The organism is Vibrio sp. 947 (genome assembly GCF_033339115.1).
Lineage (GTDB): Bacteria > Pseudomonadota > Gammaproteobacteria > Enterobacterales > Vibrionaceae > Vibrio > Vibrio alginolyticus.
Map to the genome: position 1 here is coordinate 246,511 of NZ_JAWOTX010000007.1, position 23,914 is coordinate 270,424.

Below are 23,914 nucleotides of genomic sequence, written 5' to 3' on the forward strand. Positions count from 1 at the left end.
TGTTTTCAGTTTTGTAAAATATATCACGCGCACAATTAATATGCCATATAAAAAACAATTGATTATGAAGGCTTTATGATATAAATTAATGGGTAATAACGTATACCAAAGAACGAACGAAATGTTATCGAACAATCAATCAAAAGTAACTAAACATAGAGATGGACACGCGCTTATAAGTGCTGCTCCAGGTTCTGGTAAAACAACAACTTTAGCGCATACAATTCACTGTATGTTCAAAGATGGTTTTTCAGATAAAGATATGCTGATTTTAATGTTCGGTAAAGATGCAAGTGAGCATTTTGCAGAAAAGTTAGCATCATTGTCGGCAGAGTATGGCTACAAAGGTGATATTCCAACAATTAGAACTTATCACTCTCTATGCTTCAGAACACTTCAAGCTCTTGAGAAAAAAGGGGTTATACCACCTCATAAACTAATAACGTTTGAAAAAGCTCGTGAATTGGCAGCATTAAAAGCTTTGAGAAAGTCATGTGACGAGAAGAAGTTTAAAGAGCTTCAAGGTAAGTCAAGTAAAGCTGCTGACGAATTCTTAAGTTTTGTAGATTACGTAAAGGCTGAGTTACTGCCACCAGACGAAGCATTTGACGCTTTTGATATCAAGAAAGAGTTCAGATTTTTTGTGGATGCCTTTGATGTCTTTGAAGAAGAGCGAAAACAAAAGAGAGTGAGATACTTCTCTGATTTGATTTACGATCTTGTACTGTTTTTGAAGGCAAACCCCATTTGGGCAGCATGGATTTCGAACAAGAAGAAGTTTGTAATCGTAGATGAATATCAAGATAGCAACAGGGCGCAGAGCCAGTTACTCGATTACATTGTTGGTACTGAAGGTAATCTAATAGCATGTGGTGATGTTGACCAATCTATCTTTACTTTCGCTGGCGCTGACCCAAGTATTATGCTTAATGAGTTTAAGATGAATTACCCTAAGCATACATTTTACAATCTGCCTCAAACATACCGTTACTCAAGTGCATTAGCAGATCTTTCGAATAATCTGATTCAGAACAACAAAGAACGATTTGATTCTGAGTGCGTCTCTGCTTTCGATGAAGGAACCAAGGTTTTCCTTCGACTTAGTAACAACTTTGGTCGTGATTTTATTGATTTAATCAATGAAAAAGTAAAAGAAGGGTATGAGTACCAAGATATTGCTGCTCTTGTTCGTGTATATTCTAACGCAGTTAAGCTGGAACTAGAGCTTATTAAAAGCGATATACCATACAAGATCACATCAGATAATACATGTCTAAACTCAAGAGAGTTTCGTGGTGCTACAGCGGTATTTGCAAAAGTCGCACATGAAGACATGGCGTTAGAGCACAAAGCTAGACTTAGACTGTATCAAGATATTCTTAAGTTTCCAGTGTTATCAATTGAAGCTCAAGTTTATGAAAAAGCTCTCAAGAAAGCTGAGGATATGCCAAACATAAACTTTGAAAGATTCTGTCAGCTTCTGATTGATGAAAAAATTCACAGCTACATGCGGATTAAGCTGCTAGATTTGATTAAAACTTTTAAACAGTTATCGATAAAATGCAATAACCCAAATACAACAGCTTCCAGTATCTTGCGGGAGTATGCAAAAGACACAAAGCTTGTAGACGGAATACGTTACGCTTCAATTACTGCTTCCTCTCAGGAAGAAGCGATTGACAGATACATGGCAATATTGGAATACATTGAAAATGACAAAACTTCAGCTAAAGATTGCTACAAATCGTTGTCTGAAATGCGTTACAGAGTACAGTCATCAAGCGATAGTGTTAAAGGTATCGTGATAAGCAGCGTACACAAAGCCAAAGGGCTTGAGTGGCCTGTTGTGTATATGCCAGAAGTTGTTCAAAACGTATGGCCTTATGAAAAGAAAGACGTTAGAACAGACTATGAAACTGAGCGTAGACTTTTCTATGTTGGCATGACGCGTGGAATGAAAGAAGTTCATCTCGCAACAGTAGCTGATGGAGTCATGGCATCGATTCTACCTGGCTGCAAGGCAGACTGGAGAGTTGATGATGATTCTAGTTACTTCCTAGAAGAACTAAACTTTGATGCGCTTAAGGTTTCTGATGGTAAATACAAAATTTACGCACAAGGAAAAACATACAAAGGCTATTGAATTAGACCGTTATCCATATTAATAAAGAGAATAAAATACCATGCAGAAACTAAAATATGTGAAAAAAGACATTCTGGATGCATTGCTAATCAAGGATGAAATAGACGTACTTGTGCAAGGTTGCAACTGCTTTTGCAGCTTTGGCAGGGGTCTAGCAGAACAGATACTTGAGAGAGTTCCAGAAGCACTTGACGCTGACAAAAAAACAACTGTTGGTGACAAGAAAAAGCTAGGCTCGTACACATACTGTGAAGTAAACGGAAAAGTTGTTGTAAACGCCTACACCCAATACCACTTCATTGCCAGGAGAAACAATGAACCAAAAGTGAAGGGTGGTAGGGGATATGTCTTAGCCGATTACAGAGCAATCAGAAAAGCATTACTACAAATCAGTAAGGATTTCGAAGGTAAGAAAATCGGCATCCCTTTGATTGGCGCTGGATGGGCTAACGGTGATTGGATAGTGATAGAGAAAATAATTAAAGAAGCATTTAAAGACAGCGATCTTACCATTTACTACATCCCAAAAGATGAAGCTAAATTGAAAGAGCTAGGTTGCATCTAAATCATGAACACTTACATTTTTAACAAATATAGACCTGGATAAACATTCCCCATACGGAGGAATGTTTATGAAAACACTTAATGATTTTTTAGAATATCTACTGTCAAACGAAGTAATTGACGAAATCTCAACAACAGGTAAATGGTCGCATCATGGAAGCTCAATATATGAGTATTTTGAAGATCAAGAATTGACTGACTTTATCGGAGACTCTAAGCTCCGAAAGCAAGAGATTCGCAATTACCTTAAGCAAAAAGCAAATGAGATTTTCCGAGATATCCAAGAGGAAGATCCAGACTATCTCTATAGAAGCGTGTATACAAATTCACCAAACAAGCTCAAACTACAGGATGAATTTGGTATATTCTGGAGTTCTAACCCTCAAACTACACCGTGCGTAAAAAAAAGGGATGGTGATTTTGAAGTGTTAATCACAATTGAATATGACCGTGAGATTATCAATTGGGAAGAAACATTAAGATCACGCATCGATTTTCTTTACGGGGATCGTGAAAAAGAATACCAATTACTTAGCGGTAAAAAGGTAGCAATAAAATCATTTGAACTATTGGAGGTGCCTTAGCGCCTCCTTTTTTTATGAAACTTTCCCCATAGTGGACTAATCTTAATATAAATGTAATAATCCGCGCCTCTCGATATTCATACCCACTGTTCATATTCATGCTAGACAATAGAATCAAAATTGAAAACTTCCTTATGGACGAGGGTTACTCAAAATGGACTTGGTATCAAATACAACACCCAAACAGCAAACCAAGCTTCATAATGAAGGTTGGTGACAGAGACTATGTTTACACAGTACTGGATGAAAACTATTCCATATGTACCACAGGTGTTGGTAAAGTATGGTTTCAAACAGACAGTCCAGACATCACACTTAAAAAGCTTAGGTCTTACTACAAGACTCTTCTTTCATAAAGCCGCACTAGCGGCTTTTTATTTAACATATAAAACCACAAATGGTTGAACTTTACCTAAAGACTAACTTATAATCATCGAAATTAATTAATAAACCAAATAAATAAAGCAATAATAAAAGGATCTTACGATGAAAAGGCATAAGTATAGTTCTTCACACCCTTCAAAAAGAAAAGAGGGTGGTGGTTTTGGCAAAACGCTATTTTTAGGCGGTGTAGCGACAGCCGTTGTTGTTGGCTCTATAGCGGCGATAGATAGTTTTTCTGAAAAGCTTAAAAAGGAGAAGGAATTTGAGCGTAAATTTGATTATGATTTGAAAAAAGCAAAGTCTGAAATAATGTCACTAGACAAGGAATTTGTTACTCAGTTTAATCAAATTGCAAGAAACAACGTTAAAGATTACTACCTTTCCTATTGGGGCGTTGATAAAAACGGTAACAGAGCGCTAGTTGTTGCATTTCATAAGAATAATAAGTCCATCCTTACTTTGTATAAATACACAACAAAGAGTCTAAAAGAGATTAGTCCATTAAGTGATGAGATGAAAAAGTTTGTTGAAATGGATGATAAAACACAATCACCAATTTACAAGAAAATCATAGATGGTCGAATGATATATGCAGAAGAAACAAAGGTGACACGTTTGACTGATATGAACGGCATTCTTGTAAATGACAATGCCGAATATCATCATTCTGGTTCATACAATGGCGGATTACATTATCTCATGCATAGTAATGGATCAGCTTACTACTCGAACAATGCTGCTTATCAGAACAAGGTTAAATCGGTAGCTTCACAGAAGCTTTCATCGAATAGAGCCGCATTTTTCAAATCAACAGCAAGAGCATCAGCATACGGTAAGGGTAGCTAAAATGTCTAAATTACTACGATTACCTCTAAAGTCCACCGAAGATGAACTTTATGAATTGTGTCCAATTACAGCCACGATGCTGATTGCTAGCGGCTATGAGCACGATCTTTATGATCAGTTCTCATATCCAATCGAAAACGATCAAATTAGGTTCTACAATCTTTCAAAAAAGGAAATTGAAGATATTCTTGATCAAGCGCCAAAAATGTACGGTCTGATTGTTGACTCCTTAGAGATCTTATTTGAAAGACATAAGGATAGAGTATCCAAGTATTTCGGAGAAATCTTCAATGAAGCTAAGTACAAAAACTTCTTAGATTATGCTGCTTGGACGTATGAAAATGATCATGTAGCGTTATATGGTCGATTCGACATTCCATATGACTATGAAAATGGCAAGATTAAAGGATTTTACGAATTTAATGGTGACACACCTGTAATGATCCATGAGTCCGTTTATGTACAAGACCTATTTTCGAGGAAAATAGGACAACCCGATTCTCAGGTTAATCTTCACTATGAGTACATGAAGGGGTTTATCAGTAACCACCTAAAGAAAGAGAAAGTTAAGGGTGTTGGTGTATTTGCTGATATGGCGTATATCGAGGATTCATTAACGGCAGAGTACTTCTTTGAGCTTTTTCATAGTGAATTTGGACAAGATAAAACCGTCATTGGTCAAATAAGCGATTTAGGATTTGATGACTGTTCTCTTAGCAATCCTTTCAACGCTTATGGTAAGGAGTTATCACATATCTTTATTTTGCAGCCTTGGGAAGATATGGTGGATGGTTCACCAGAAACATTCAGAACCTGGCGTAAATGGAAAGATAGCGTGAAGTTTTATGAACCTGCTTGGCGTTACTTTATTTCTAATAAAGGAATCTGGGCTTGGGTATGGGATGTGATGAATTCTGAAGAGTTTTCTAATGAAACGGAGTTCAGGAAGAAGTATTCAGATGTGTCAGGTTTGTTGCTTGAGACACGTCTAACTACTGATTCTCACAGCATGAAAGATTTTTGTCGAAAACCTCTGAACGGTAGATTAAGTAATAACATCGAAATCTACAAGTCATCCAAGCTTGTCACTAAGACAGAAGGATTTTACGCAAACACCGAGACTGTTGACCAGAGACTTTGCATGTCTGGCTCAATAGCTCCAAATGAGCCAATGGCAATCTTGGGTGTTTGGATGGCTCCAGACCCCTCAATTGATGATAAGCTGACAATGGAAGGCGTTAACATATCATTCAGGGAATTTGATGATGACATAAACTCCATTGTTAACGAAAAATACATTCCCCATTTATTTGGTGATATAGAAATTGAAGAAATAGTTGGTGAAGAAAACCTCAAAGCTCTATCTGCATAGAAACAACCTGCCTTATGGCAGGTTGTTTTTTATTTTTTATTTTTTATTTTTTATTTTTTATTTTTTATTTTTTATTTTTTATTTGATATGATGGCGAAAATACTAAATTGAAGAAAGAAAAATGGTAGATTTATTAAACAAAATTAGATCTAATGATTTAATTACAGAACGCGTTATTTCAATAAGAAGCATTTCGAATGATCTTCACTGTGCCTCATTATGCTCAAGAGATTTAAATAAAGATGAGATTGCAGATTTAATAAAAGAAAACGTGGATAATTTAAGAGCGAAGCTGAATTCATATGACGAGTCACGAGTGGATAAAATTGCACCACTACAATTGGTTGCTTTAAGAAACCATATCAAAGATGCTTTAATTAAACTTTCTGGCTGCACAGAAATCCACCTGCTATCAAACAACTGCCTTAAAACTTACAATATTCTAGACAACGAAATTGTAAAAAGGAGAAATAACTATTTTGATGTAAGTGCTGGATTGCCGTTAGCAACATACTTATATTATTTACCATTGATTCTAGATATCGATTTTTACGTTATTAACGAAGAATATGAAGTGGATGGAGATGGTCTTGATAAATACGCTGATATCTTAATAGAAAGATCCTGTAAGTTCAGTCATGCAGGTTTTCTAGCACAATTTCCAGAGGATGGGAAAATACCTAATTTTGTTTTTTCTAAGATACACAAAAGAAATGAATTCCCTGAATTACACGCAGCTTCAAAAACAAAGTTTGTGAATGATTCTTCTGAGTCATTTATTGTTAAATTAATAAAGGCGCTGTACTTCAAAAGCATCTCAAAGCAAGAAGTTATTGAGAAAATAAAATCAAGATTGAAAGAAGAGCAACAGTACTTCGATAAGGTCTTCAGTCTGAGTAAATCTGAGGTTTCGAATCCTGAAGCATTCTTTGTACAGCCTTGTAACTTCCAAATTAGCAAATCTGACCTAAACGCTAGAAGAAAAATGTTTGAACAGTTTTCCACTAGTCGTTACCCTGTAACTCTAACTAATCCTCGTAGAAACAAGCCAGAGACTTTACACCAGCATATGCTTGATTTAGTTAATCCAGGGAAGTTAGTAGATGAAAGTGTGAAGCTATCCAATGTTGAGCTAACAAGCAACCTGAGAGTGATAGGTACAACAGGGTCAGGTATTTTCAATTGCTCGAATATTTTATCTGAATTCGCCATATTCAATGATAAGTTAGCAGTTTATATACTTGATTGCGAATCATGTATAGAACCATTAATCTATGCCAAAGCAATTATGGCTGGTCGATCATCAGATATCATTACTATTAATATCTTCGAAGATGAAAAATTTGATATCCGAAAATATGTCGAGCAAGAAAAGATTCTAATATTAAGGGTTCACTCTCAAGTGAAGGAGAAAAACAAAAAGTATCATTGTCATTTGAAAGAAATATTTGAACAAATAGATTCTAATTCAAGCGAACTTGATTATTCTTGTATCACTGTAATGGACTTTATGAATATTGATGAAAACTCTTATGATTGCAAAGATATGGCAAACCATATTCAATCTATAAACAAGAAAAATGGATGCGTAATTTGGTCAACATACTCAATGTTTGACACAAAATATAATGATGCTTTTGAATCCTTATTCAAAAACACAATTTTAATGAAAACATATGAAGCTCCAGATAATTTAAAGGTTGAACCTAATCATCTTCGTTCTGCAAGTGGGCTTAATCCAGGACAGGCATTTATATACTTTAATGGCTTACCAATATCGGATAAGCCATACATGATGAGGTACAATGATGATTTCATCAATAGCATGGAAATCATTCATAATTACCAGCAATGAAAGAAGGCTCCCAATGGAGCCTTCTTTTATCGTTCTAAAGCAGATTCTTTCTTCTTATCCAAAATCCCATTAGACTTTTCATAGACTGATTTTGTCACTGCATGAAGATTTGTATCCTTAAGAATTTCGGAGATATCATCATATAAATGATCAGCAACAACTATACATTGCACGTCTCTCTGTGTAAGCCCCATTTTGGGAACCATTGTCACATCAGAAGAAACAACATGATTTAGCGATATCAAGAATGAATCGATTTTGGTTGCAAATCCTTTTATCTCATTTGGGTTAGAAATCTTACCCTGTAATGAGTACAGTCCATCCCTTTTATATGAGGTAATAACCTCAGACATACTCAAGTCTTTTGCAGTAGGGGAGGATATGTTTGAGAACGCATACTCTAATTGTGAAAGTTTTGCTTCTGCTTGTCTTTCGGTCTGATTATTTGCAGAGTTTGAGTTAACTTTATTCAGATATTGTTTGAATATAAAGTCATCCTTTATACAAACCCCCATCAATTCACGGAACTCATTAAGTCTTGAGCCGCTGTGACGATCATAAGGGTAAATATCGACCTTTGAACTCTTTTGTGAGTTTTGGTTAAGAACTGCTGATATGTCACTTTCACCCACAGCATGAGCCGTTGAAAAACTCTTTTCAATCGGTAAGTCCTGTAAAAGGCTTAGCAAGTCTCTTCTGCTAATGTTTGCAGTCAATTTCATAAAGGTGTCTCTTTGATTTATTCATTAATATATAATATCACAAATATAAAATCTTATGAAATTGTTGATTTAGACCGTTACCTGATTTTTTGGAAAAAACTGAACAATTAATTCTGAGATAAACGCGTACCATTCTAAAAGCCTATCAAGGGTGAGCAAGTTTGCTTCTATTCCCACAAGAATGCATGTAACAACACCCACTAGAAACATCATGAACTTTTCTTTTTCTCCACTATTCCACAAGTTTAAGCAAAACCTAAAACCAAACGGGATAACTGGTATGGATTTTTTATTTGGCAAATCACCAAATAGATGAGTAAGACCACCAAATGCGTACCCTAAAAGTAGTGATAGGATAATCTTTGAATCATGAAGCTCGGAAAGAACACTAAATCTGTCAATAAGCTCCTTAAACCATACCGTTGGATTGATAAGAAGATAGGAAAGTATAAATGCAGTAAACCAATAGAGAATTGTGTGTGTCACACCTCTGTGTGCCAATACAGTTTTAGAAACTGTAATTTCTTTTGGTTTTTGAAAAAACCCACTCTTCTTCACTATTTTCTTTGTATAACGTATTTCAAGATAATCTGGTGCATTAGCGCCTGCAATTGTCATTAAACATGCAGCGAGTGAATAGGGTAGTCCAAAAGAATTAAGCGCTATAAACGCAGGATAGATTGATGCTATAGCACCAGTAATCAAATGCCCGTTTTTCGTCATTTTATTTATTTGCTTTATTAATTAATTGATAGGATATTAACATCGCAAAAAAGCAAAAAACAGGCATTTAGTCAGTTAAAGTATTCGAATGTTAGTTTTTTGATCGATATTTATTAATTAAATATTCCGTTACAGATTCCCAATCTGGAAACTCTTCGCTTCCAAATCTTATAAGCTCACCTTCAAACTCACCCGCACCATTTGCCAACCTATCATCAATTAAATATTCGCCGCGAAGATTATGCTTATTGTGAGTAAGTGTCAGCCTTTTATAGAAATCTTTAGGGAAGTAAGTCTTGATGCAAATAAGCTTATCTGACCATGCACTCGGATTTTCCCAAGGTGATGTTGATGCAACATGACATTCAAAGTATTGAGAAAGCTTCTTTACTGCTTCAATAGCTCCAGGCATCGGCTTCATAAGCGAAAAGATACCTGGAACTTCATCTAATCTACCTTCATATTCACGCTTGATTTCATCAGATAGCTCATCAATTGCAGATACGAAATCAATCAATGTATTGTCCATATCAAAATGGATTATGTCTTTTTTATTCATTTAATTACCTTATCCCTTTGGTTCTATTCACTTAGTTAGAGTGATAAGACCCAGAATAACTTGTTTATTAATTTCTTTAGCATGAGCTACTAAAATACCAGCTAACTTTGGAAAGTCGCAGTTCTCTTTATCAAGCAATTGATTGATAAGATCTAGAGACTCATTTACTTCTTCCGAAAGGCAGCTATGAAGATTAAGAAAGTTTTCGTTCAAAATGTACAAGCATCGGGTAGGAGAAGAAACATCAAGCTCGATATTGCATTCGATAGAATGCTGATCCACCAGCTTTTGAACCCAACCTTGGTATAACTCATTTGCAATGAAGAACCTATGAACAGAAGACAATGCGTCTAAATCGAAATCACCCTGAATGAATTCAGTATCAGCGTAGTCATATAAGGCTATAGGCTCATCCTGGCTTGAATTAGAAACTTCATCAAAACCTGCATTTAGTGAAACGCACAAGCTAGATACAATGGAAGATGCTGTTTCAGAGGATTCCTTCACGGAATCCAAAACCAATGCGGCTTCTTTCTTCTTTACATCAACTTCTTCCAATCCCTTTTCAACACCTATTAGACCATTGTGAATTTCTGAGCAACCTACATTGACTGCTGACAATGAGTTAATGGTAGCCTGAGAAATATCGACATATTTATTTGCCAATTCTTTCGACTCTTGAGATAGGTGAGTTAGGTCAATTACCTCAGAGCTGCTATCTTGCTTTACTGTGCCAATTTCAGTATTCAGAGCTATCAAGTTCGCCTGATCAACTAACTCTTTAAGCATATCTTTTGCATTACCAAGAGATACCGACTGTTCTTGAAATTTGTCCACAATCATACTTGCATCAAACAGCAGCTTCTCGGACGCTTCTAAGCTTTCAGAAATGCCTTCAAGCAGAAAATCAGCTCGGCTGATCCCAGAGTTAATGCCATTAACGGCAGATAGCAATTCTAAAGTTTCGTCCTTAAGCGCGTTTTTTCGTGAAATCATGTTATTAACAATGGCTTTCAATTTAACGCATTCTTTATCAAGCAACTCTTTTTCTAGCTGAGTTCTTAAAGCTGAAATTCTTTCTTGATGCTTGTTAATCTTAGACTTTATCAGTTGATCAATTAGGTTGCTTTCACGAGCTTTTTGTCTAACTTGTAACTCTTGAACCCTAACAAGCTCATGCACCTGCAATTTCGCATCTTCACCTAAGCTAAGAAGGGCATCTATATCATTTTTTATTGTTTTATCTCTTACAAACATGACCCTACCAATATTATTATTTATTTAGGTTTGAATTATCTGCTATTTAGTAATGTTTTTCAAGAAAATTACCTGAAATCTTGCCTTTATGGTTTTTGTTATATATTATTTACCAAACTAAATATCAACATATAATGGAAAACAAATTATGAATCTTGATAAAGGTGACTTAGTGTTTAGGCATGACGGAGCTTGCATTTACATTCTTGGTTCTGACAATCGTTCGTTTCATGGGATTTGCTCTGCAAGAAATGAAAGCTTCATCTCTTACACAAGCATCTTAAAGCATGATTTGAAACCTGAAAGTCAGTCCGAAGTGGTTTTGGACGTTATCAAGTATGCTCATCCAGATATTATTAATGAGGCATTATCAGCAAGAAGGGCAAGCAAATCGCAATTCAATGAATGGTCTTTGAAAGAGCCTGTGGTAGATAACAACACGCTTTCTGGAGAGCATAAATCAAAACTCAAAGCGGGTGTTACCATAGTTGATAGATTTGGTAAGGCATATTTGATTCTTCATGTAGACCAAAACATTGCATATGTTTTTAGGCATGGTACATACAAACAAATTGATTTGAGTGAGTTTAGAGAAAACCTAAAGCATAGATACGCGAGGCTTGGAATCCGCTGTTACTTTGGCTATCTACCGCGTTCAGCGCAAGCTATGGCGCTATCTGTTGACTATTTATCAAACAAAGTCATCGAACAACTGCTGCAACATCAAGGTGTAGACTTGAGAACTGATAAAGATAAGGGGGTTATTCATGGATAATGTGGTTTGCAGAGATTCAGTTAGAGATCGATTTAAGACTGCTGGCATAGGACGTGACAATGTAACGAAAGAGCACTTGCTATTAATCCACCAGCTCATCAATAGCCGAATGATGGCTTCAGATTTGTTTGATGGCACATTGCGAATGACACAGCCGTATAACGGTGAAATGTATCTCCATTGCTGTTCCAAGCAATGGGACAAGAGGGAAGCTGTATCATTCAATACTGACGGTTTTATAGGTATTGCTGGATGGGCTAGCGATAAAAGTGTTGAACCAATAATTCAAGGCTTATGTGATTTCTTAGACCAGATTGGAACTAAATCTAAAAGTGATACAAGAAGTTAATTGACTATTCTCCTTGCTCTCATATACTTAGCAAATGGTGTGATTAGCCCGACCAAGTCGCAAAGGCCAAGTAATCAAATTTTTATGTCAATGGTAGTAACTCTCACTATCCAGACAAAAATGTAGCGACAGCATTTGTGAACAAGGAGTTACTATGTACACTTTAAATCCGTGCTTTAAAAATCTCTACACACTACAAGCTTCATTCATATTTTATCATGTAGCCATACGTTCTTATTGGGATGAGATAAACCCATCTGTTTATGATTTTGAATTCAAAGAGCAAAAGAAAGCATTCCCATTGAGCAAGCGTCAATGTGATAATTTTGTAGCCAGACTCTTAGGTCATGACTCAAATTCATCAGTTATCGCCTTAATGAATCCAAACTCAAAGCATTCTCAATGGCTCTTTGATGCATTTCAAATGAACTTTGATTTCAAAGCTCAAGATCCTAAGAGAGGATTTAAATCCACTGAAGTTGCTGAGTATGTAGCTAACAACATTCCTAACAACCTATTACTCGATGCTGAATGTAAATCAAAGCTCATTAAATCTCTTCAGGTAGCCATTTATGAAATGCCATCATCAGAGCAAATTGATGAGCTTAGACGAGTTAGTAGAAATGACTTATCGGATGAAGCTTGTCTAGTTCTGTCCTGCCTTGGTGACTGGACTGATTGCCAATTTCAAAGTTCATATGAAGGAATAGACGAATATGGTGACAGTGTCACTATCGATGGGTATTACCTTACAGAACTTTCTTCGATGGGGGATTCTGAGTTTAGAGTTCCATTCACCCCTGAATTTGACACCATACAAGAGTTTAGTGAGCACCTAGCATCAAATGCTCAAACATACCTTAAATACGCACTTATCGATCCAGGCAGTAATGACTGGCGTAACGTTGTTGATTCGGTGAATGCTCTAATCTAAGACTGGTTTATAAATGAAAGACGAAATCCTAAAAATCAATGCTCTAGTCACTGAAGGCTTTTTACAAATAAACGCGATAGAACAACGATGTCTAGCTCAATGCGTGACGCTGTCACACATTTTGAGTTCCAAAGGGTACACCGTAGAGCTTTTACCGTGTGAGGTTTTAGGCAAGAGCAAAAAGCTTATTGATGCAGAACGAAAAGGGATGCCTAAAAGCGAAAGGAAAATTCAGAGACTAGCCCAAAGCGGTGCTAGGCAGATCATGATACGAAATGAAGCTAAACCTGGCACTGCTGGCATTGACCGACCTCTAGGTGGACATGTCGCCATGTTTGCAAGCAAGGATGGTCAATGTTATTTCATTGACCCTACGTCTTTTCAATTTCAAAGAACCAAGAAACAGAATGGTTGGTTATTTGATTGCCCTGATTGCGTTATCACTAAGTGCGACCCGCACTATCTTTGTAACACAGCAGAGTTCAATGAGCGCTTTACGCCATCTGAGAAGAAGTTGGATGGCTCTACTTTTATTGCACTTAACATGGAATGCGGGGGTGCTCTGTATTACATACAGTCAGGGGTAGATATTCTTATGGAGTATCGCGATAACCCTAACTCATCAGAATGCAATAATTCAGATTTGAATCTAGAGCGCCACAAGTCTGTAATAGAGCATGTGAATAACAGCCTCAAATAATGAGAAATCCAGTCATCAATGACTGGATTTTTTTATACTTTCAACGGTAACGTTCCTTTGATTTGAAGATCAAAATCCTGTTCTGTATGCCAGCCAAAAGACCAATCAGACGATTCCAAGCTACCTTTAGGGAAAGGGTTGTCAACGAATAAGATACCTTCCTTATAAGCCTCAACACCAATATCAAAACAACTTTTTTCTGGAGTGGATGGAGACCTTATATATTCAACGACATATTTTGATGTGTGATCTATGAACTTCCTTGATTTAACGTTTACTTTAGCTAATTCTCGATCTTCAATTATATATGCAACCTGATCATCGACATTATCCTTTATGTAGTAGCCTTCATTCTCACCACTCTCGTACCAGATTAGTAAATCGACTTGCTCTTGCAAATCTCTCCTTCCATGCGCAACCATTCCACCATCACCACTGTGAATGGAGTACCTTGAATAAATACAACTAATGTCATTTTCTTTACTGAGCTTATTCTTCATTTTGGAAACCTCATTTAACAAAAACCCCCTATATTTTCTTTACATAGAAAGTTCCGATATCGACTCTCTTTCTTTTTGAGCCGCTTTGTTTTTGAATAAACCCCAAGTAAAGTCTGATATATCGATAGTGACCTTACTTGTAATGGGATCACTAAAGAGATGCTTTTTAACGTCTTCCAATCCAGGATGCCCAAGACTCATAGCCAAAGACCTCATTTCTGGGGCAGCAATACTCAAAACGGACTTGGATGGTTCGTCAAGTGATCTGATGAATCTTACGCCACCGTCATATTTCTCAATACTGTGGTTTATACCGTTAACCGAGCACATGAATTGAGAATCACTGATATCACCCAAGCAGTCCAAATACTCGGCTATAGCATTCAATTTTGCAGAAGGAACACCTTGAATGCAGCCCTCATCAATCTCAATAGCTGTTGTTTCAAGAAGCTCTCTGATGCCCTGACATTTGTTGTAATAGTGTTCTTTTTCAGTAGCAAACTGCTTAAGGGACACTTCATTGAAATCTACGCTGGTTGGAGAAATTGGTTTAACCTTAGGAACCTGAAGAAAATGTTCTTTTTTCAGCTTACCTGGCACATCCATTTGAAGTTTTGAAGGCTTCTCAGACAGAAGGTTCGTGATAATCCTAACTGCATCAGTAAGACTCGCTTTGGATACAAACTCATGGTCAATAATTAGCATGTTGGCATCAGGATTGTCTGAGAAAGACACTGCAATCGCTGAGTTTTCGTTCAAATCTTCGAAAACCGTTGCGTCTTTCAGCTCCATTTCTAATTCTACAATTCTGTCTTGTAAATTCATAAAGCACCTATGATTGTTATTGTTTATTATTAATTTCAAATGAAGTAGTATGTCTTCTTCGTTAAGTGAGGAAATCTCTATTGTTAGTCAGAGCCTGCGTCAATTCTGGAATGTGTTGTAAAAAAGGACCATGCGCATACGGCAAATGGGACTCAGAAAAAGGTCAATGCGCATACTTAGCCTTCAATGAGAAACAACATTCAAGATGCCTCAAATACGATGAGATCAGTCAAGATCCCGCCTCATACTACAATCCTGCGTTTGGTCAAGGTTGCTGCATGAGTCTTTTCAACGAGGCTAGGGATTCCATCATCAAACGAGATTACAATGGCGTAATACCAATGGTAGAGATAGAAGGGTACTAGTTACACTGTACCTTGACTACCACCATGCCGATTGAAGCTCTATTCAGTTAAATTCTGTTTTTTAGTTTTTCTTTTTATATGATTTATATTAACATTAATCCCAAAATTTAAAAACAAAATAAATTAAGAAAGGATTAATGATGCACAATCATATTGAGATGTTTGTTGCCGCGCAGCACATTCGAAGCGACAAATTTTTTGTCAGAGGTGTCGCAATGAGCATTAACCTCATGAGACTATTGAGAAAGTACAACAACCCATTCATTCAAAACCCACTCTGGTCAAATGATCTAGAAAAACTTGACCTAGACTTCTTAATCAAATCCTACAAAGACTGCCCAACTTTAAAAATGTACCTTGGATTAATGCCTGGTATAAACACCGAACACCTTGATCCAGACAACATTAGTCAAGCCGCATATGAAAGTCATGGCTATACGCTATTAGGCTTCTTTGAAATTTCACGTTTCAATGATGAGCTTAAGAAAAATTACATGCGTAACAGATCAAAGATTAAAATATCGTTAGATGACGTGTTTGATATAAGTAGGCTCCCTAGTAAAAAGGTTGCAAGACATGCCAATGCATTGATAGGGCGTGATTTTATATACAACAAAAGAAAGAATGTGCTTGTTCATGTTGATGGAAATAAATTACACGTCTACCGCATCAAAGATGGAAAAACATTTGATGTTGATACGTTCAAGCTAATTGAGTAAAAGAGCTTACTTTAGATTCTCGAAAATTAACCAAACCAAGGTCTTTTGGTAATGAAAATCAGAGTTCTTGCTCAAAAAGTTATAAGCTGATAGTATTATTTTGCTGTTATGAGTAGCCCTACGATGGTGCTTAGTGTAGATAAGCTTGATTCTTCGGTTCATAACAAATCGAAGCGGGACGGGCGTTGTAGCTACGAAAACGAGGCAACGCGGTAGCTGTGAACCAATATGATCAGCAGTGACATTCCTTCACTTTACTCCGCACCAAGATGGATAAAAATCGAGAGGCGCTTAAATGCGCCTCTCTTATTCTATATTCAATCCAAATTTTGCATATCAATTGGCATTAAATCTTTTTTGTCTTGAGAAATACTTAGAAATGTAAGACTCCATAGCCTCATAGTCATTATCGAAAGACCATACCTGTATTCTGAAGGGTAAATCAGGATCAAACGACCTCTTGTGCAACAACTCGTAAAATTTTCTTCCAGCATCTGTTACAGCATAGTGATCATTAACTTTTTGAATCAACCCTCGATTTAACAACTGCTCTAATATTGCACTTCTACTCGATGGCGATGCAATGCCTTCAAATGCCGAAGGGGATTCATATCTATCTTCTTTGCAATCTGAAAAATACTTACCAGTACCTTTATAGTCCTGAAGGAAGCTAAATATATAAACATCCATGTTTGAATGAGGCAGTTCATTATAAATGCAATGAAAAGTCATAAGCTCATATTTTGAAAATATGAGGTCGGATTTAGCCCCAGCCATAGCTAATGCTTTACCAAATACTGGCGCTGAGTTTATGTTCCATAGCCAATCAAAATAGTATTTGGCTTTAGCCCTCTGAAACATTTCATTATCGAATACATAAACCTTTCTATTTTCCCATGACATTCTGAGGGTTTCTTTATCAAAGGACACTGATCCTAAAATAGTCACCTTACCAGTAAACCCACTATCTCTAAGAAGTTCTGTTATCGAAAGTTGACTAAAGTAAATGCCTCGGTTATCCATATCGCAAACGATAAGGATTTCATTGTAATCATTGAGCTTAGAGCGATATTCTTTTATCAGTGAACGATAATCAATAGTTAAGTTACCATTAGGGATATGACGCGTTTCCTTAACCTTGTATTTTACTGGAATTATTATTGGGCAACTAGATATAGGAAGGTGTCTAGGATAGTCGTATTCAAAGAAGCCTAAGCCATAAAAGCTGACAACATCAGAGTCAGTAAGTTCAGGAACTGCTCTCATGAGATCTTTTGCCATTGCGTTCTTTTCGCAAAGGATAAGTACATTATTCATTTTGATTACTCTTTTTAAATTTTATTAAAAGGTTGAAATGCAGAGGCTTAGCCACCACCTGCATTTATATACCAAATAAAAACAAGAGACAAGGAAGAATTCGACAATGGCTTCGTAGAAGCCTAAATTTCTAAGGATTGGGCATTCTTAGGGGAAGGGCTTTTAGGATGCTTTACAATTCCTAAAATTGCTTCTTTCGGAACATCATGTGCGATAGATACTTCTCCTTCCTTCGATAAGTACCACAACGCGAATGGTTTGTAGTCAATTGCGTTTTTGTTGGACAGTTCGAATGTTTGCTCAATTAAATATTCAGCTTCTTCAATTGGTATATCAAACTCTTTTATGACATCTTCCACATCGGCAAACAATTCCTCTTGAACTATGCCAACATAGAACGAGTCATCAGGGTATAACTGATCCAATTTTAAATACGAAGAATCGATTTCGATAATCACAACTTCTTCGCTGTCAAACAGATTTGTATGCAAATTGCTACTTTCTTGATGTTTGGAGAAGTATAATGTTTTCTCTTCTGGTCTACACTCCATCTCTCCATGAATCAATCCGCAATGATCTCGTTTGAAACCTTCTTTCAAAATTTTAAAAGCATTACTTTTTGTTGTTGCGTGATAGAGCGATTTTGAGACATCGCTGATTGACTTGTAGGCAGAAAGCTTTTCTTTGAGGACTGGGGTTTTATTAATGTTCATAGTTTAATTTATGTGTCATACAAATTTACATTTTCGTGGTTTTGAATACTAAAATCAATAGCGCTCCATTGAGCGCAGTCATCAATTCGCTTTCTTTTTTTGCTTTGTGGCAAACATAAATCCTATAATTTTCATGACAGTGATTAAAAAATGATTTAAGATACATCTAATTAATTAAATTAAAGATAAAAAAGAAAGTTGCTGATTTTATGAACAAATTACTTAAGTTTGATTACATTTTATCCTTTGGTATCTATCAGCACATAGAGCCAGGAAAGAGCAGTGAAGTTGATGGTGCAAGGTTCGCTCATAGACTATTAAGAAATAGATTAGGTAATACTAATCTTCCTGATGCGCTTCATGATGTCTTAAATGTCGTTTCGACTGAAATGAGCATCATTCTGGGCTGTGACTTTAAAAACCTCTCTGATAGCGGTGTTTCAAAACATGAAGAAATTCGAGAGGTTTGTTCCGATCAGATAAGACGGTTACTAAGGGACGATTTTATCAACAAGCTCACGCTTAAATTCCAAGCTTTCAATCTAATTGATTGGCATTCCTTTGAAGAAGAGGACAAGCATGTATTTGATAAATTCCTAGTAAAGGAAGGGGATGATTATGTAGTTACCAGCGATTTTACGGAAGATACTGCGTCCCAAACAATTCTTGGTGGATTTTCAAAGGAGGTTGAGATCCAACCACTAAGTTACAGGGTAATGATTGGTGATTACACTGTAACAATTGATGCTGCAAGAATTGATGAAAATGGTGATATATCCGCATACTTCATAAAAAACTCATCTTCTGAAGTGCTAACTAAAAATCTTGAATGGGTTGACTACCTGAGACCATCTAGCAGAGATAAGCTATATACTTCTCTGTGCTATTACAGCAGCCCTGAGAGCGCTAAAGAAACAATTTTACAACTTATCCTATCTAAGGATGTAGATAGTGATGCTCTGATTTCTCGCCATATAAAGTTACCTAAATAGTAATAGAAAATAGAGTTAGAAAAAATTAATTAATAATAAAATTAATTAATAATAAAATAAGTTAATCAATAATTAAATGGTGTTAGCCACAAAGGAATTACAACATGAACGAAATAATAAACATCATCCTTGCTGTATTATCCATATCTTTAGTTTCCGCTATGGCACTAGCAAGCTTATATTACGGAGGATATGTTTTCGAGGGTGAAAATGCGACCCACAAAGTATTTGTAAATAGAGTTAAGCGCAAGATATTTAACAAAAATAATCATAAATTACACCATAAAAACATGCGGAAAAGCTAAGAGGTTTGATTTGTACTGTTTAATTTTATCGGCAATAACATTTATTTTGCTTATCCCGCTTATTGTATCTTTATTAATTACAAAAGGCCAATAAACTAATATATCAACAATAAGGTTTACCTAATGTTTAATTTAATAATCTCAATAATAGCCACTACATTAATTGGCATTTTGTTTTATAGCTCATTGAAATATTCCGAGGAAGCTTTTGGTTCCGAGCCGATCTTAATTAGAGATTTAATCAGAGAGTTATTTAGCGCATTCTTTAAATCAAGTGATAAAAAGAATAAAATTTACAACAGAGCGAATAGAAAAACTGCATAAGAGTAACTAATTATGATAAAAATCGAAAACTTGGATAATTTAATCGATGTAATAAAGACGGCTCAAAGATTACAGAGTGAAGTTGATGGCATACCTAGAAATGAACTAGGAATATTCCATACAGTTCAACATTCTGATGCTCTTTCAGTTAAGTTTAGACAAGCGCATACTCTGGCTTGTGAAATACGTATGCTTCTCCCACTTTATGAATTTCTTCCTAAGCTCGGTAGGGAACTTGAGCAACAAGGAAAAATTGATGTAGAGATAGGCGACAGCTACATCGAAAAGGCTATTCAATACATTGCCATGACATTTGGCATGGATGATCTTAGCTTAACAAAACTGAATCCTGAAATCGGTGACAATGTAACAGTTCAATTGTGTGATGCATTTGAAGGGTTGTCGTCAACGCAGAGTTACAAGGGGAGCTTTATTTTCAATAGCGACAACCAAATCGGTTTTGTCGAAGAAGGCTCAGGAAAACTTTTTGCTATCAATAAAGAAAACATTGAAACGCTAAAGAGAGTTGATAACTAAAATGAAAGCGGTGATTCTTCATGGGCTTTACATGCATGGTATTGTAATGATGCCCCTAGCTAAAAGGTTACATGGATATGGTTTTGATACTGAAGTACTTAGTTACAACTCAGTATCAATTTCTGAGAAGAGTCTTTTTGAATCTATCGATAAATCCTTAGACCCTTGTGGTCAAAACATCCTCATTGGTCATAGCCTGGGAGGTATCTTAATCAAGCGTTATTTAGCTTCAAGAAAACCGAGCATTGATACCATTTCCCACGTAGTAGCTCTTGGCTCGCCAATAAATGGATCGTCCATAGCAAGAAAACTGTCAGATGTTGGGGCTTCATTGGTTTTGGGGAACGCAATAGAACACGGTTTGATTGAAGATGACACGCAGTGGCATTTCCCTCAAAAACTCTTCTCAATTGCTGGTAAATTACCTATTGGAATCAGACCAATCCTCATTCGTGATGGGGAAGAGTCTGACGGAACTGTTACAGTAAATGAAACGAAAATTGATGGGATGTTTAAGCATCAAGTCATTGATAGCAGTCACACCAGCATCATTTATAGTAAGCTGACCGCTGAGCTTATTATTCAATTTGTAACTGAGTAGATGATCCCCAGCAGCGAGCTGGGGATTTGTTTACCTGAACGGTACTACATTATCTGAGGTTTTTTGCTTTTCTGGTTCTTTATCCGCATTTATCGTCAGTGTTACTGCTGCTCTTTCAAATGGGTTCAATGAATTTAGTTTTTGCTTAAACATAAATTGATTGTTTTCGTTATGATATGAGACTGCCTCATTAACGTTTGAATCAAACTCTTCAGATAAGGCATCAAAGTCTATATCAATTGACTTTATCCTGTTATTTCTAGCCTGGCGCATAAAGTCAATATGACCACTTAAAGTACTGGAGTTTTCGAAAACCGTCTGAATAAATTCGATAGTGCAGTTTCTACATACGACATTGTCTGAAAGGGTGCTTTGAAGCTCTGATATTATTTCCTTTCGCCAATCAGCACCATGTTGATACATATGCTTTTCACACATATCTGAAACCATTTCCGCATTTTGAAGTAATGGCATAACTACATCTTTTGGAAATAGTGATTCTAAATCATCTGCGAACTGAGAAAGCACTTTTGAAATATCTTCATAGTCCTTATTTTCATCTTGAACTTTAATTAACTCATTTTTGATATTTAGAGAGGCATTATAAGCTGCTACCATTTCTCTCGTGAATTCCTGATTTAGTTCAGAGTTGATGAAATAACCGTAATCTTCAAAATCAATTGAAATGTGGTCGTCTATAACTCTTACAGTGTCATGTTTGACCTGCGCATTGAAAACAGCACCATATATATTCTCGTAGCCATTTTCTGATCTTACTGAATATTCCGTTTTATCTTCTAAAGTAAAATCCTCAAATTCAACCGCTTTTATTGCCCCGTTGAATCTGAAGTCATATTCTCGGAGAAAGTTATATAGCAACTCTCTCTCCAAAGATTTACTTTCTTGAAGCGCTTCAGTTAACTTTTTCACTTTGGATAAATAGAGCTTATTTAGAAATAAATCCCTTTTATTTTCAACACTTCGCATCTCCATCAGGTTACTGATAACATCATCTAGAGTATCAGCACTTAAAAGGGGATTTTCCCTTTCAGAAATTTTGTTAGACACCTGCTTTTCAATCAATTGCTGTAAGGTCTGCTTATCTTGGATGGTAAAATCTTTACCACACATATTCGTGAATAATGTCACTTTGACTTGGTGAGCAGATCTTTCGATAAACTCTTTATCAAAGTTTTCTAAAACACTTCTAATTGCTGAAGCATGAGATGATATATCTTTCAGATTCATGATTTTATTCTTTATTATTGATATTGGATTAATTATATCATTAATAAAAGTAAAAGAGGATAGTGTGAAGCTATCCTCTTTTAATTTAACAATCCCAAATAAATACTCTATCTAACTCAGGCATAGCAGACCTACTATAAATTTGACCATCTAAATCAAATTCTTGATGCGGCAACTCCATAATTGGATTGTTCTTGTGCGTATTTTTGTTTCCAACAAGTATAAGTCTCTTCGTGTGGTTTCTATCTAAAATCCACTTAAAATCGACTCCAAACTTGTTTCCACCAAGATGCATTTTTATTGGATTGTATTTATGTGTAACCCAAGAGCAAACAACTGTCTCTGCTTTATATTTTCTAACAGCTTCTCTACCATCAAGCTCAATAACGTTATCACCGTATGGAACAACCTCTTGACCTAACTTAGAATACTCAGAAATCACACCAGAAAACTTGCTTGCTTTCCTCGGATCTTGCATAAAGTTGTCAGTTGCAATAATCCCCAAAGAGCGACCATAAACACCATTACCTGAACCGATCTCTATGGCTTTTTCAATGTTTAAAATCTTGCCCCTGATGAACTCTATTAGTTCAAGAGTTGGAATGCTGTAGAATCCATGCTTTATGCAGAAAAACTGGAACTGCTTGCGCGTAAACTGAGACAGCTCTTTTTCACTGACAACATTTAACATCCCATCACTATCAAGCAACAACATCTCTAAATCAAAAATGTTTTGTGAAGTGATAACCTGACCTTGTCCAATGGTATGGTTGATTTTATTGCTGAACATACATCACCCTCATTTAGAAGGGTAATGTACGCTATTTTGAGCAAAATATCCAACTGGCTGGTTGTGATTTAACGACAGCTTAAAATCCATAGGATTACAGCGAGATAGGGTAGCATCGCACATGAAACTCCAGTAAATAAACAGGCGTGATATGACGATTTTTTCTTGAAGACAAATGACTGTTCAATCGCAGCCCTTTGCGCTGTTTTGCGAATAGAACTGGCGTAATCTACTAACCATTCTGGAAGCTTGTCTCTGTTCGCGACATACCAATCAACATCGCTATTATGGATCTCTCCAACAAATAAGCTCGCAGTATCTTGCCCTTTGCTTTTAGAATGCGCTACTACATATTCAATCATGTGGATTGAGCGTAGTGGTATACATGCATTAGGCTCAATGTATTCTAACCATATCCAGTCAGGGTCAGCAAATCTCATGCGTTTATTAAACACACCCTCTCTTCGTAACACGTTCAATTTCATGTATTCTTCAGGAGAGAGGAAGCCACACAATTCACGCCTTAGCTCTGGCGCAACACTATGGAACTTCAAAGAAGACGCGACATCATTAACAGAATAAATTCCGTGAATACCGAAACGATGGCTTTTGGTTGTCTTTTCGGCAATCGATGTCTTAATCAGAGAATGAACAACTCCCACTAAACGCTGCGCGTTTTGAAGGAGTTTCAAAAAGAAAGCCTAAGCTACCTTTTTAGGCTGGTTCCCCGCCTGAATACCTAACGCCCAGTTTAAGTTAACTTGCGCACTGGCTACATCGCGGGGCTTCTCACAACCACATTCGCATGAGTGCCAGCGGTCTGCTAAGGATTTCTTCTTCTTAGCTCCGCAGTCTGGACAGGTTTGACTTGGCTTAACTTGCTTTGTTGGTACTTCAACAAATTCGCTACT

28 protein-coding genes are annotated in these 23,914 nt (G+C 36.4%); 16 read left to right on the top strand and 12 right to left on the bottom strand.

Annotated features, from left to right (window positions below):
- Window positions 1-88: 88 nt before the first annotated feature.
- From R7Q39_RS11730 to R7Q39_RS11760, 7 genes are all read left to right on the top strand, one after another.
- Window positions 89-2,143: an ATP-dependent helicase gene (locus R7Q39_RS11730; protein WP_318076316.1), complete on the top strand. Its 2,055-nt coding sequence runs from the start codon at window positions 89-91 to the stop codon at window positions 2,141-2,143.
- Window positions 2,144-2,183: 40 nt separating this feature from the next.
- Window positions 2,184-2,708, top strand: a complete 525-nt coding sequence (locus R7Q39_RS11735) for a macro domain-containing protein (RefSeq protein WP_118895295.1) — start codon at window positions 2,184-2,186, stop codon at window positions 2,706-2,708.
- Between the two features lie 67 nt (window positions 2,709-2,775).
- Window positions 2,776-3,291: a hypothetical protein gene (locus R7Q39_RS11740; protein ID WP_273981623.1), complete on the top strand. Its 516-nt coding sequence runs from the start codon at window positions 2,776-2,778 to the stop codon at window positions 3,289-3,291.
- A 98-nt stretch (window positions 3,292-3,389) separates the two neighbouring features.
- Window positions 3,390-3,647, top strand: a complete 258-nt coding sequence (locus R7Q39_RS11745) for a hypothetical protein (RefSeq protein ID WP_318076317.1) — start codon at window positions 3,390-3,392, stop codon at window positions 3,645-3,647.
- Between the two features lie 130 nt (window positions 3,648-3,777).
- Window positions 3,778-4,521, top strand: coding sequence for a hypothetical protein (locus R7Q39_RS11750; protein ID WP_053318387.1), 744 nt, complete (start codon window positions 3,778-3,780; stop codon window positions 4,519-4,521).
- A 1-nt stretch (window position 4,522) separates the two neighbouring features.
- Window positions 4,523-5,893 carry a glutathionylspermidine synthase family protein gene (locus R7Q39_RS11755; protein WP_318076318.1) on the top strand — a complete coding sequence of 457 codons (1,371 nt, stop codon included), beginning with the start codon at window positions 4,523-4,525 and terminating at the stop codon, window positions 5,891-5,893.
- Between the two features lie 121 nt (window positions 5,894-6,014).
- Window positions 6,015-7,748: a hypothetical protein gene (locus tag R7Q39_RS11760; protein ID WP_318076319.1), complete on the top strand. Its 1,734-nt coding sequence runs from the start codon at window positions 6,015-6,017 to the stop codon at window positions 7,746-7,748.
- A gap of 26 nt (window positions 7,749-7,774) precedes the next feature.
- Here R7Q39_RS11760 and R7Q39_RS11765 read toward each other — a convergent pair whose 3' ends face one another.
- The 4 genes from R7Q39_RS11765 to R7Q39_RS11780 form a co-directional block, all read right to left on the bottom strand.
- Window positions 7,775-8,470: a hypothetical protein gene (locus tag R7Q39_RS11765; RefSeq protein ID WP_318076320.1), complete on the bottom strand. Its 696-nt coding sequence runs from the start codon at window positions 8,468-8,470 to the stop codon at window positions 7,775-7,777.
- Between the two features lie 69 nt (window positions 8,471-8,539).
- Window positions 8,540-9,193 (bottom strand): metal-dependent hydrolase, encoded by a 654-nt coding sequence (locus R7Q39_RS11770; RefSeq protein WP_318076321.1) that lies wholly within the window; start codon window positions 9,191-9,193, stop codon window positions 8,540-8,542.
- Window positions 9,194-9,284: 91 nt separating this feature from the next.
- Window positions 9,285-9,752, bottom strand: a complete 468-nt coding sequence (locus tag R7Q39_RS11775) for a 5' nucleotidase, NT5C type (RefSeq protein ID WP_118895282.1) — start codon at window positions 9,750-9,752, stop codon at window positions 9,285-9,287.
- A gap of 27 nt (window positions 9,753-9,779) precedes the next feature.
- Entirely contained in the window at window positions 9,780-11,009 is a 1,230-nt protein-coding gene (locus tag R7Q39_RS11780; RefSeq protein WP_318076322.1) for a hypothetical protein, read from the bottom strand.
- Between the two features lie 148 nt (window positions 11,010-11,157).
- On the opposite strand from R7Q39_RS11780, the gene R7Q39_RS11785 reads away from it, so the two are divergent.
- The 4 genes from R7Q39_RS11785 to R7Q39_RS11800 all read left to right on the top strand — a co-directional run bounded on the left by R7Q39_RS11785 (window position 11,158) and on the right by R7Q39_RS11800 (window position 13,767).
- Entirely contained in the window at window positions 11,158-11,784 is a 627-nt protein-coding gene (locus R7Q39_RS11785; protein ID WP_318076323.1) for a hypothetical protein, read from the top strand.
- Entirely contained in the window at window positions 11,777-12,133 is a 357-nt protein-coding gene (locus tag R7Q39_RS11790) for a hypothetical protein (protein ID WP_052697535.1), read from the top strand. The genes R7Q39_RS11785 and R7Q39_RS11790 overlap by 8 nt, the downstream gene beginning before the upstream one ends.
- Before the next feature lie 154 nt (window positions 12,134-12,287).
- Window positions 12,288-13,067, top strand: coding sequence for a hypothetical protein (locus R7Q39_RS11795; protein ID WP_318076324.1), 780 nt, complete (start codon window positions 12,288-12,290; stop codon window positions 13,065-13,067).
- A 13-nt stretch (window positions 13,068-13,080) separates the two neighbouring features.
- On the top strand, window positions 13,081-13,767 hold the full coding sequence (locus R7Q39_RS11800; RefSeq protein ID WP_318076325.1) for a hypothetical protein: 687 nt from the start codon (window positions 13,081-13,083) through the stop codon (window positions 13,765-13,767).
- 32 nt (window positions 13,768-13,799) lie between these two features.
- Here R7Q39_RS11800 and R7Q39_RS11805 read toward each other — a convergent pair whose 3' ends face one another.
- Complete coding sequence (locus R7Q39_RS11805) at window positions 13,800-14,267, bottom strand: hypothetical protein (RefSeq protein WP_318076326.1); 468 nt, start codon at window positions 14,265-14,267, stop codon at window positions 13,800-13,802.
- Between the two features lie 39 nt (window positions 14,268-14,306).
- Entirely contained in the window at window positions 14,307-15,092 is a 786-nt protein-coding gene (locus R7Q39_RS11810) for a hypothetical protein (protein WP_045592896.1), read from the bottom strand.
- A 580-nt stretch (window positions 15,093-15,672) separates the two neighbouring features.
- Between R7Q39_RS11810 and R7Q39_RS11815 the strand changes: the two genes are divergently transcribed.
- A complete protein-coding gene (locus R7Q39_RS11815) occupies window positions 15,673-16,176 on the top strand; it encodes a hypothetical protein (protein WP_318076327.1) in 504 nt (167 codons plus the stop codon).
- Between the two features lie 336 nt (window positions 16,177-16,512).
- Here R7Q39_RS11815 and R7Q39_RS11820 read toward each other — a convergent pair whose 3' ends face one another.
- Both R7Q39_RS11820 and R7Q39_RS11825 read right to left on the bottom strand, forming a co-directional pair.
- The gene (locus R7Q39_RS11820; protein WP_318076328.1) at window positions 16,513-17,493 is read right to left on the bottom strand and encodes a hypothetical protein; all 981 of its coding nucleotides are present in this window, start codon (window positions 17,491-17,493) and stop codon (window positions 16,513-16,515) included.
- 122 nt (window positions 17,494-17,615) lie between these two features.
- Window positions 17,616-18,206, bottom strand: a complete 591-nt coding sequence (locus R7Q39_RS11825; protein ID WP_318076329.1) for a hypothetical protein — start codon at window positions 18,204-18,206, stop codon at window positions 17,616-17,618.
- A gap of 209 nt (window positions 18,207-18,415) precedes the next feature.
- Here R7Q39_RS11825 and R7Q39_RS11830 point away from each other — a divergent pair, with 209 nt between their 5' ends.
- The 4 genes from R7Q39_RS11830 (at window position 18,416) to R7Q39_RS11845 (ending at window position 20,965) form a co-directional block, all read left to right on the top strand.
- Window positions 18,416-19,198, top strand: a complete 783-nt coding sequence (locus R7Q39_RS11830; RefSeq protein ID WP_318076330.1) for a hypothetical protein — start codon at window positions 18,416-18,418, stop codon at window positions 19,196-19,198.
- 104 nt (window positions 19,199-19,302) lie between these two features.
- Entirely contained in the window at window positions 19,303-19,503 is a 201-nt protein-coding gene (locus R7Q39_RS11835) for a hypothetical protein (protein ID WP_318076331.1), read from the top strand.
- Window positions 19,504-19,839: 336 nt separating this feature from the next.
- Window positions 19,840-20,364, top strand: a complete 525-nt coding sequence (locus R7Q39_RS11840) for a hypothetical protein (protein ID WP_318076332.1) — start codon at window positions 19,840-19,842, stop codon at window positions 20,362-20,364.
- A 1-nt stretch (window position 20,365) separates the two neighbouring features.
- Entirely contained in the window at window positions 20,366-20,965 is a 600-nt protein-coding gene (locus R7Q39_RS11845) for a triacylglycerol lipase (RefSeq protein WP_318076333.1), read from the top strand.
- 30 nt (window positions 20,966-20,995) lie between these two features.
- Here the strand turns inward: R7Q39_RS11845 and R7Q39_RS11850 are convergent, their stop codons facing one another.
- The 4 genes from R7Q39_RS11850 to R7Q39_RS11865 form a co-directional block, all read right to left on the bottom strand.
- Window positions 20,996-22,213, bottom strand: a complete 1,218-nt coding sequence (locus tag R7Q39_RS11850) for a hypothetical protein (protein ID WP_318076334.1) — start codon at window positions 22,211-22,213, stop codon at window positions 20,996-20,998.
- Window positions 22,214-22,298: 85 nt separating this feature from the next.
- Window positions 22,299-23,003, bottom strand: coding sequence for a hypothetical protein (locus R7Q39_RS11855; RefSeq protein WP_020331322.1), 705 nt, complete (start codon window positions 23,001-23,003; stop codon window positions 22,299-22,301).
- A gap of 68 nt (window positions 23,004-23,071) precedes the next feature.
- Entirely contained in the window at window positions 23,072-23,695 is a 624-nt protein-coding gene (locus R7Q39_RS11860) for a hypothetical protein (RefSeq protein ID WP_318076335.1), read from the bottom strand.
- Between the two features lie 9 nt (window positions 23,696-23,704).
- The coding region (locus R7Q39_RS11865) for a zinc ribbon domain-containing protein (protein ID WP_318076336.1) at window positions 23,705-23,914 on the bottom strand (210 nt) is incomplete at its 5' end.

Coding starts and splice junctions, on each gene's coding strand:
- R7Q39_RS11730 (WP_318076316.1), top strand. CDS start 89: ATGGGTAATAACGTATACCAAAGAACGAACGAAATGTTATCGAACAAT.
- R7Q39_RS11735 (WP_118895295.1), top strand. CDS start 2,184: ATGCAGAAACTAAAATATGTGAAAAAAGACATTCTGGATGCATTGCTA.
- R7Q39_RS11740 (WP_273981623.1), top strand. CDS start 2,776: ATGAAAACACTTAATGATTTTTTAGAATATCTACTGTCAAACGAAGTA.
- R7Q39_RS11745 (WP_318076317.1), top strand. CDS start 3,390: ATGCTAGACAATAGAATCAAAATTGAAAACTTCCTTATGGACGAGGGT.
- R7Q39_RS11750 (WP_053318387.1), top strand. CDS start 3,778: ATGAAAAGGCATAAGTATAGTTCTTCACACCCTTCAAAAAGAAAAGAG.
- R7Q39_RS11755 (WP_318076318.1), top strand. CDS start 4,523: ATGTCTAAATTACTACGATTACCTCTAAAGTCCACCGAAGATGAACTT.
- R7Q39_RS11760 (WP_318076319.1), top strand. CDS start 6,015: ATGGTAGATTTATTAAACAAAATTAGATCTAATGATTTAATTACAGAA.
- R7Q39_RS11765 (WP_318076320.1), bottom strand. CDS start 8,470: ATGAAATTGACTGCAAACATTAGCAGAAGAGACTTGCTAAGCCTTTTA.
- R7Q39_RS11770 (WP_318076321.1), bottom strand. CDS start 9,193: ATGACGAAAAACGGGCATTTGATTACTGGTGCTATAGCATCAATCTAT.
- R7Q39_RS11775 (WP_118895282.1), bottom strand. CDS start 9,752: ATGAATAAAAAAGACATAATCCATTTTGATATGGACAATACATTGATT.
- R7Q39_RS11780 (WP_318076322.1), bottom strand. CDS start 11,009: ATGTTTGTAAGAGATAAAACAATAAAAAATGATATAGATGCCCTTCTT.
- R7Q39_RS11785 (WP_318076323.1), top strand. CDS start 11,158: ATGAATCTTGATAAAGGTGACTTAGTGTTTAGGCATGACGGAGCTTGC.
- R7Q39_RS11790 (WP_052697535.1), top strand. CDS start 11,777: ATGGATAATGTGGTTTGCAGAGATTCAGTTAGAGATCGATTTAAGACT.
- R7Q39_RS11795 (WP_318076324.1), top strand. CDS start 12,288: ATGTACACTTTAAATCCGTGCTTTAAAAATCTCTACACACTACAAGCT.
- R7Q39_RS11800 (WP_318076325.1), top strand. CDS start 13,081: ATGAAAGACGAAATCCTAAAAATCAATGCTCTAGTCACTGAAGGCTTT.
- R7Q39_RS11805 (WP_318076326.1), bottom strand. CDS start 14,267: ATGAAGAATAAGCTCAGTAAAGAAAATGACATTAGTTGTATTTATTCA.
- R7Q39_RS11810 (WP_045592896.1), bottom strand. CDS start 15,092: ATGAATTTACAAGACAGAATTGTAGAATTAGAAATGGAGCTGAAAGAC.
- R7Q39_RS11815 (WP_318076327.1), top strand. CDS start 15,673: ATGAGCATTAACCTCATGAGACTATTGAGAAAGTACAACAACCCATTC.
- R7Q39_RS11820 (WP_318076328.1), bottom strand. CDS start 17,493: ATGAATAATGTACTTATCCTTTGCGAAAAGAACGCAATGGCAAAAGAT.
- R7Q39_RS11825 (WP_318076329.1), bottom strand. CDS start 18,206: ATGAACATTAATAAAACCCCAGTCCTCAAAGAAAAGCTTTCTGCCTAC.
- R7Q39_RS11830 (WP_318076330.1), top strand. CDS start 18,416: ATGAACAAATTACTTAAGTTTGATTACATTTTATCCTTTGGTATCTAT.
- R7Q39_RS11835 (WP_318076331.1), top strand. CDS start 19,303: ATGAACGAAATAATAAACATCATCCTTGCTGTATTATCCATATCTTTA.
- R7Q39_RS11840 (WP_318076332.1), top strand. CDS start 19,840: ATGATAAAAATCGAAAACTTGGATAATTTAATCGATGTAATAAAGACG.
- R7Q39_RS11845 (WP_318076333.1), top strand. CDS start 20,366: ATGAAAGCGGTGATTCTTCATGGGCTTTACATGCATGGTATTGTAATG.
- R7Q39_RS11850 (WP_318076334.1), bottom strand. CDS start 22,213: ATGAATCTGAAAGATATATCATCTCATGCTTCAGCAATTAGAAGTGTT.
- R7Q39_RS11855 (WP_020331322.1), bottom strand. CDS start 23,003: ATGTTCAGCAATAAAATCAACCATACCATTGGACAAGGTCAGGTTATC.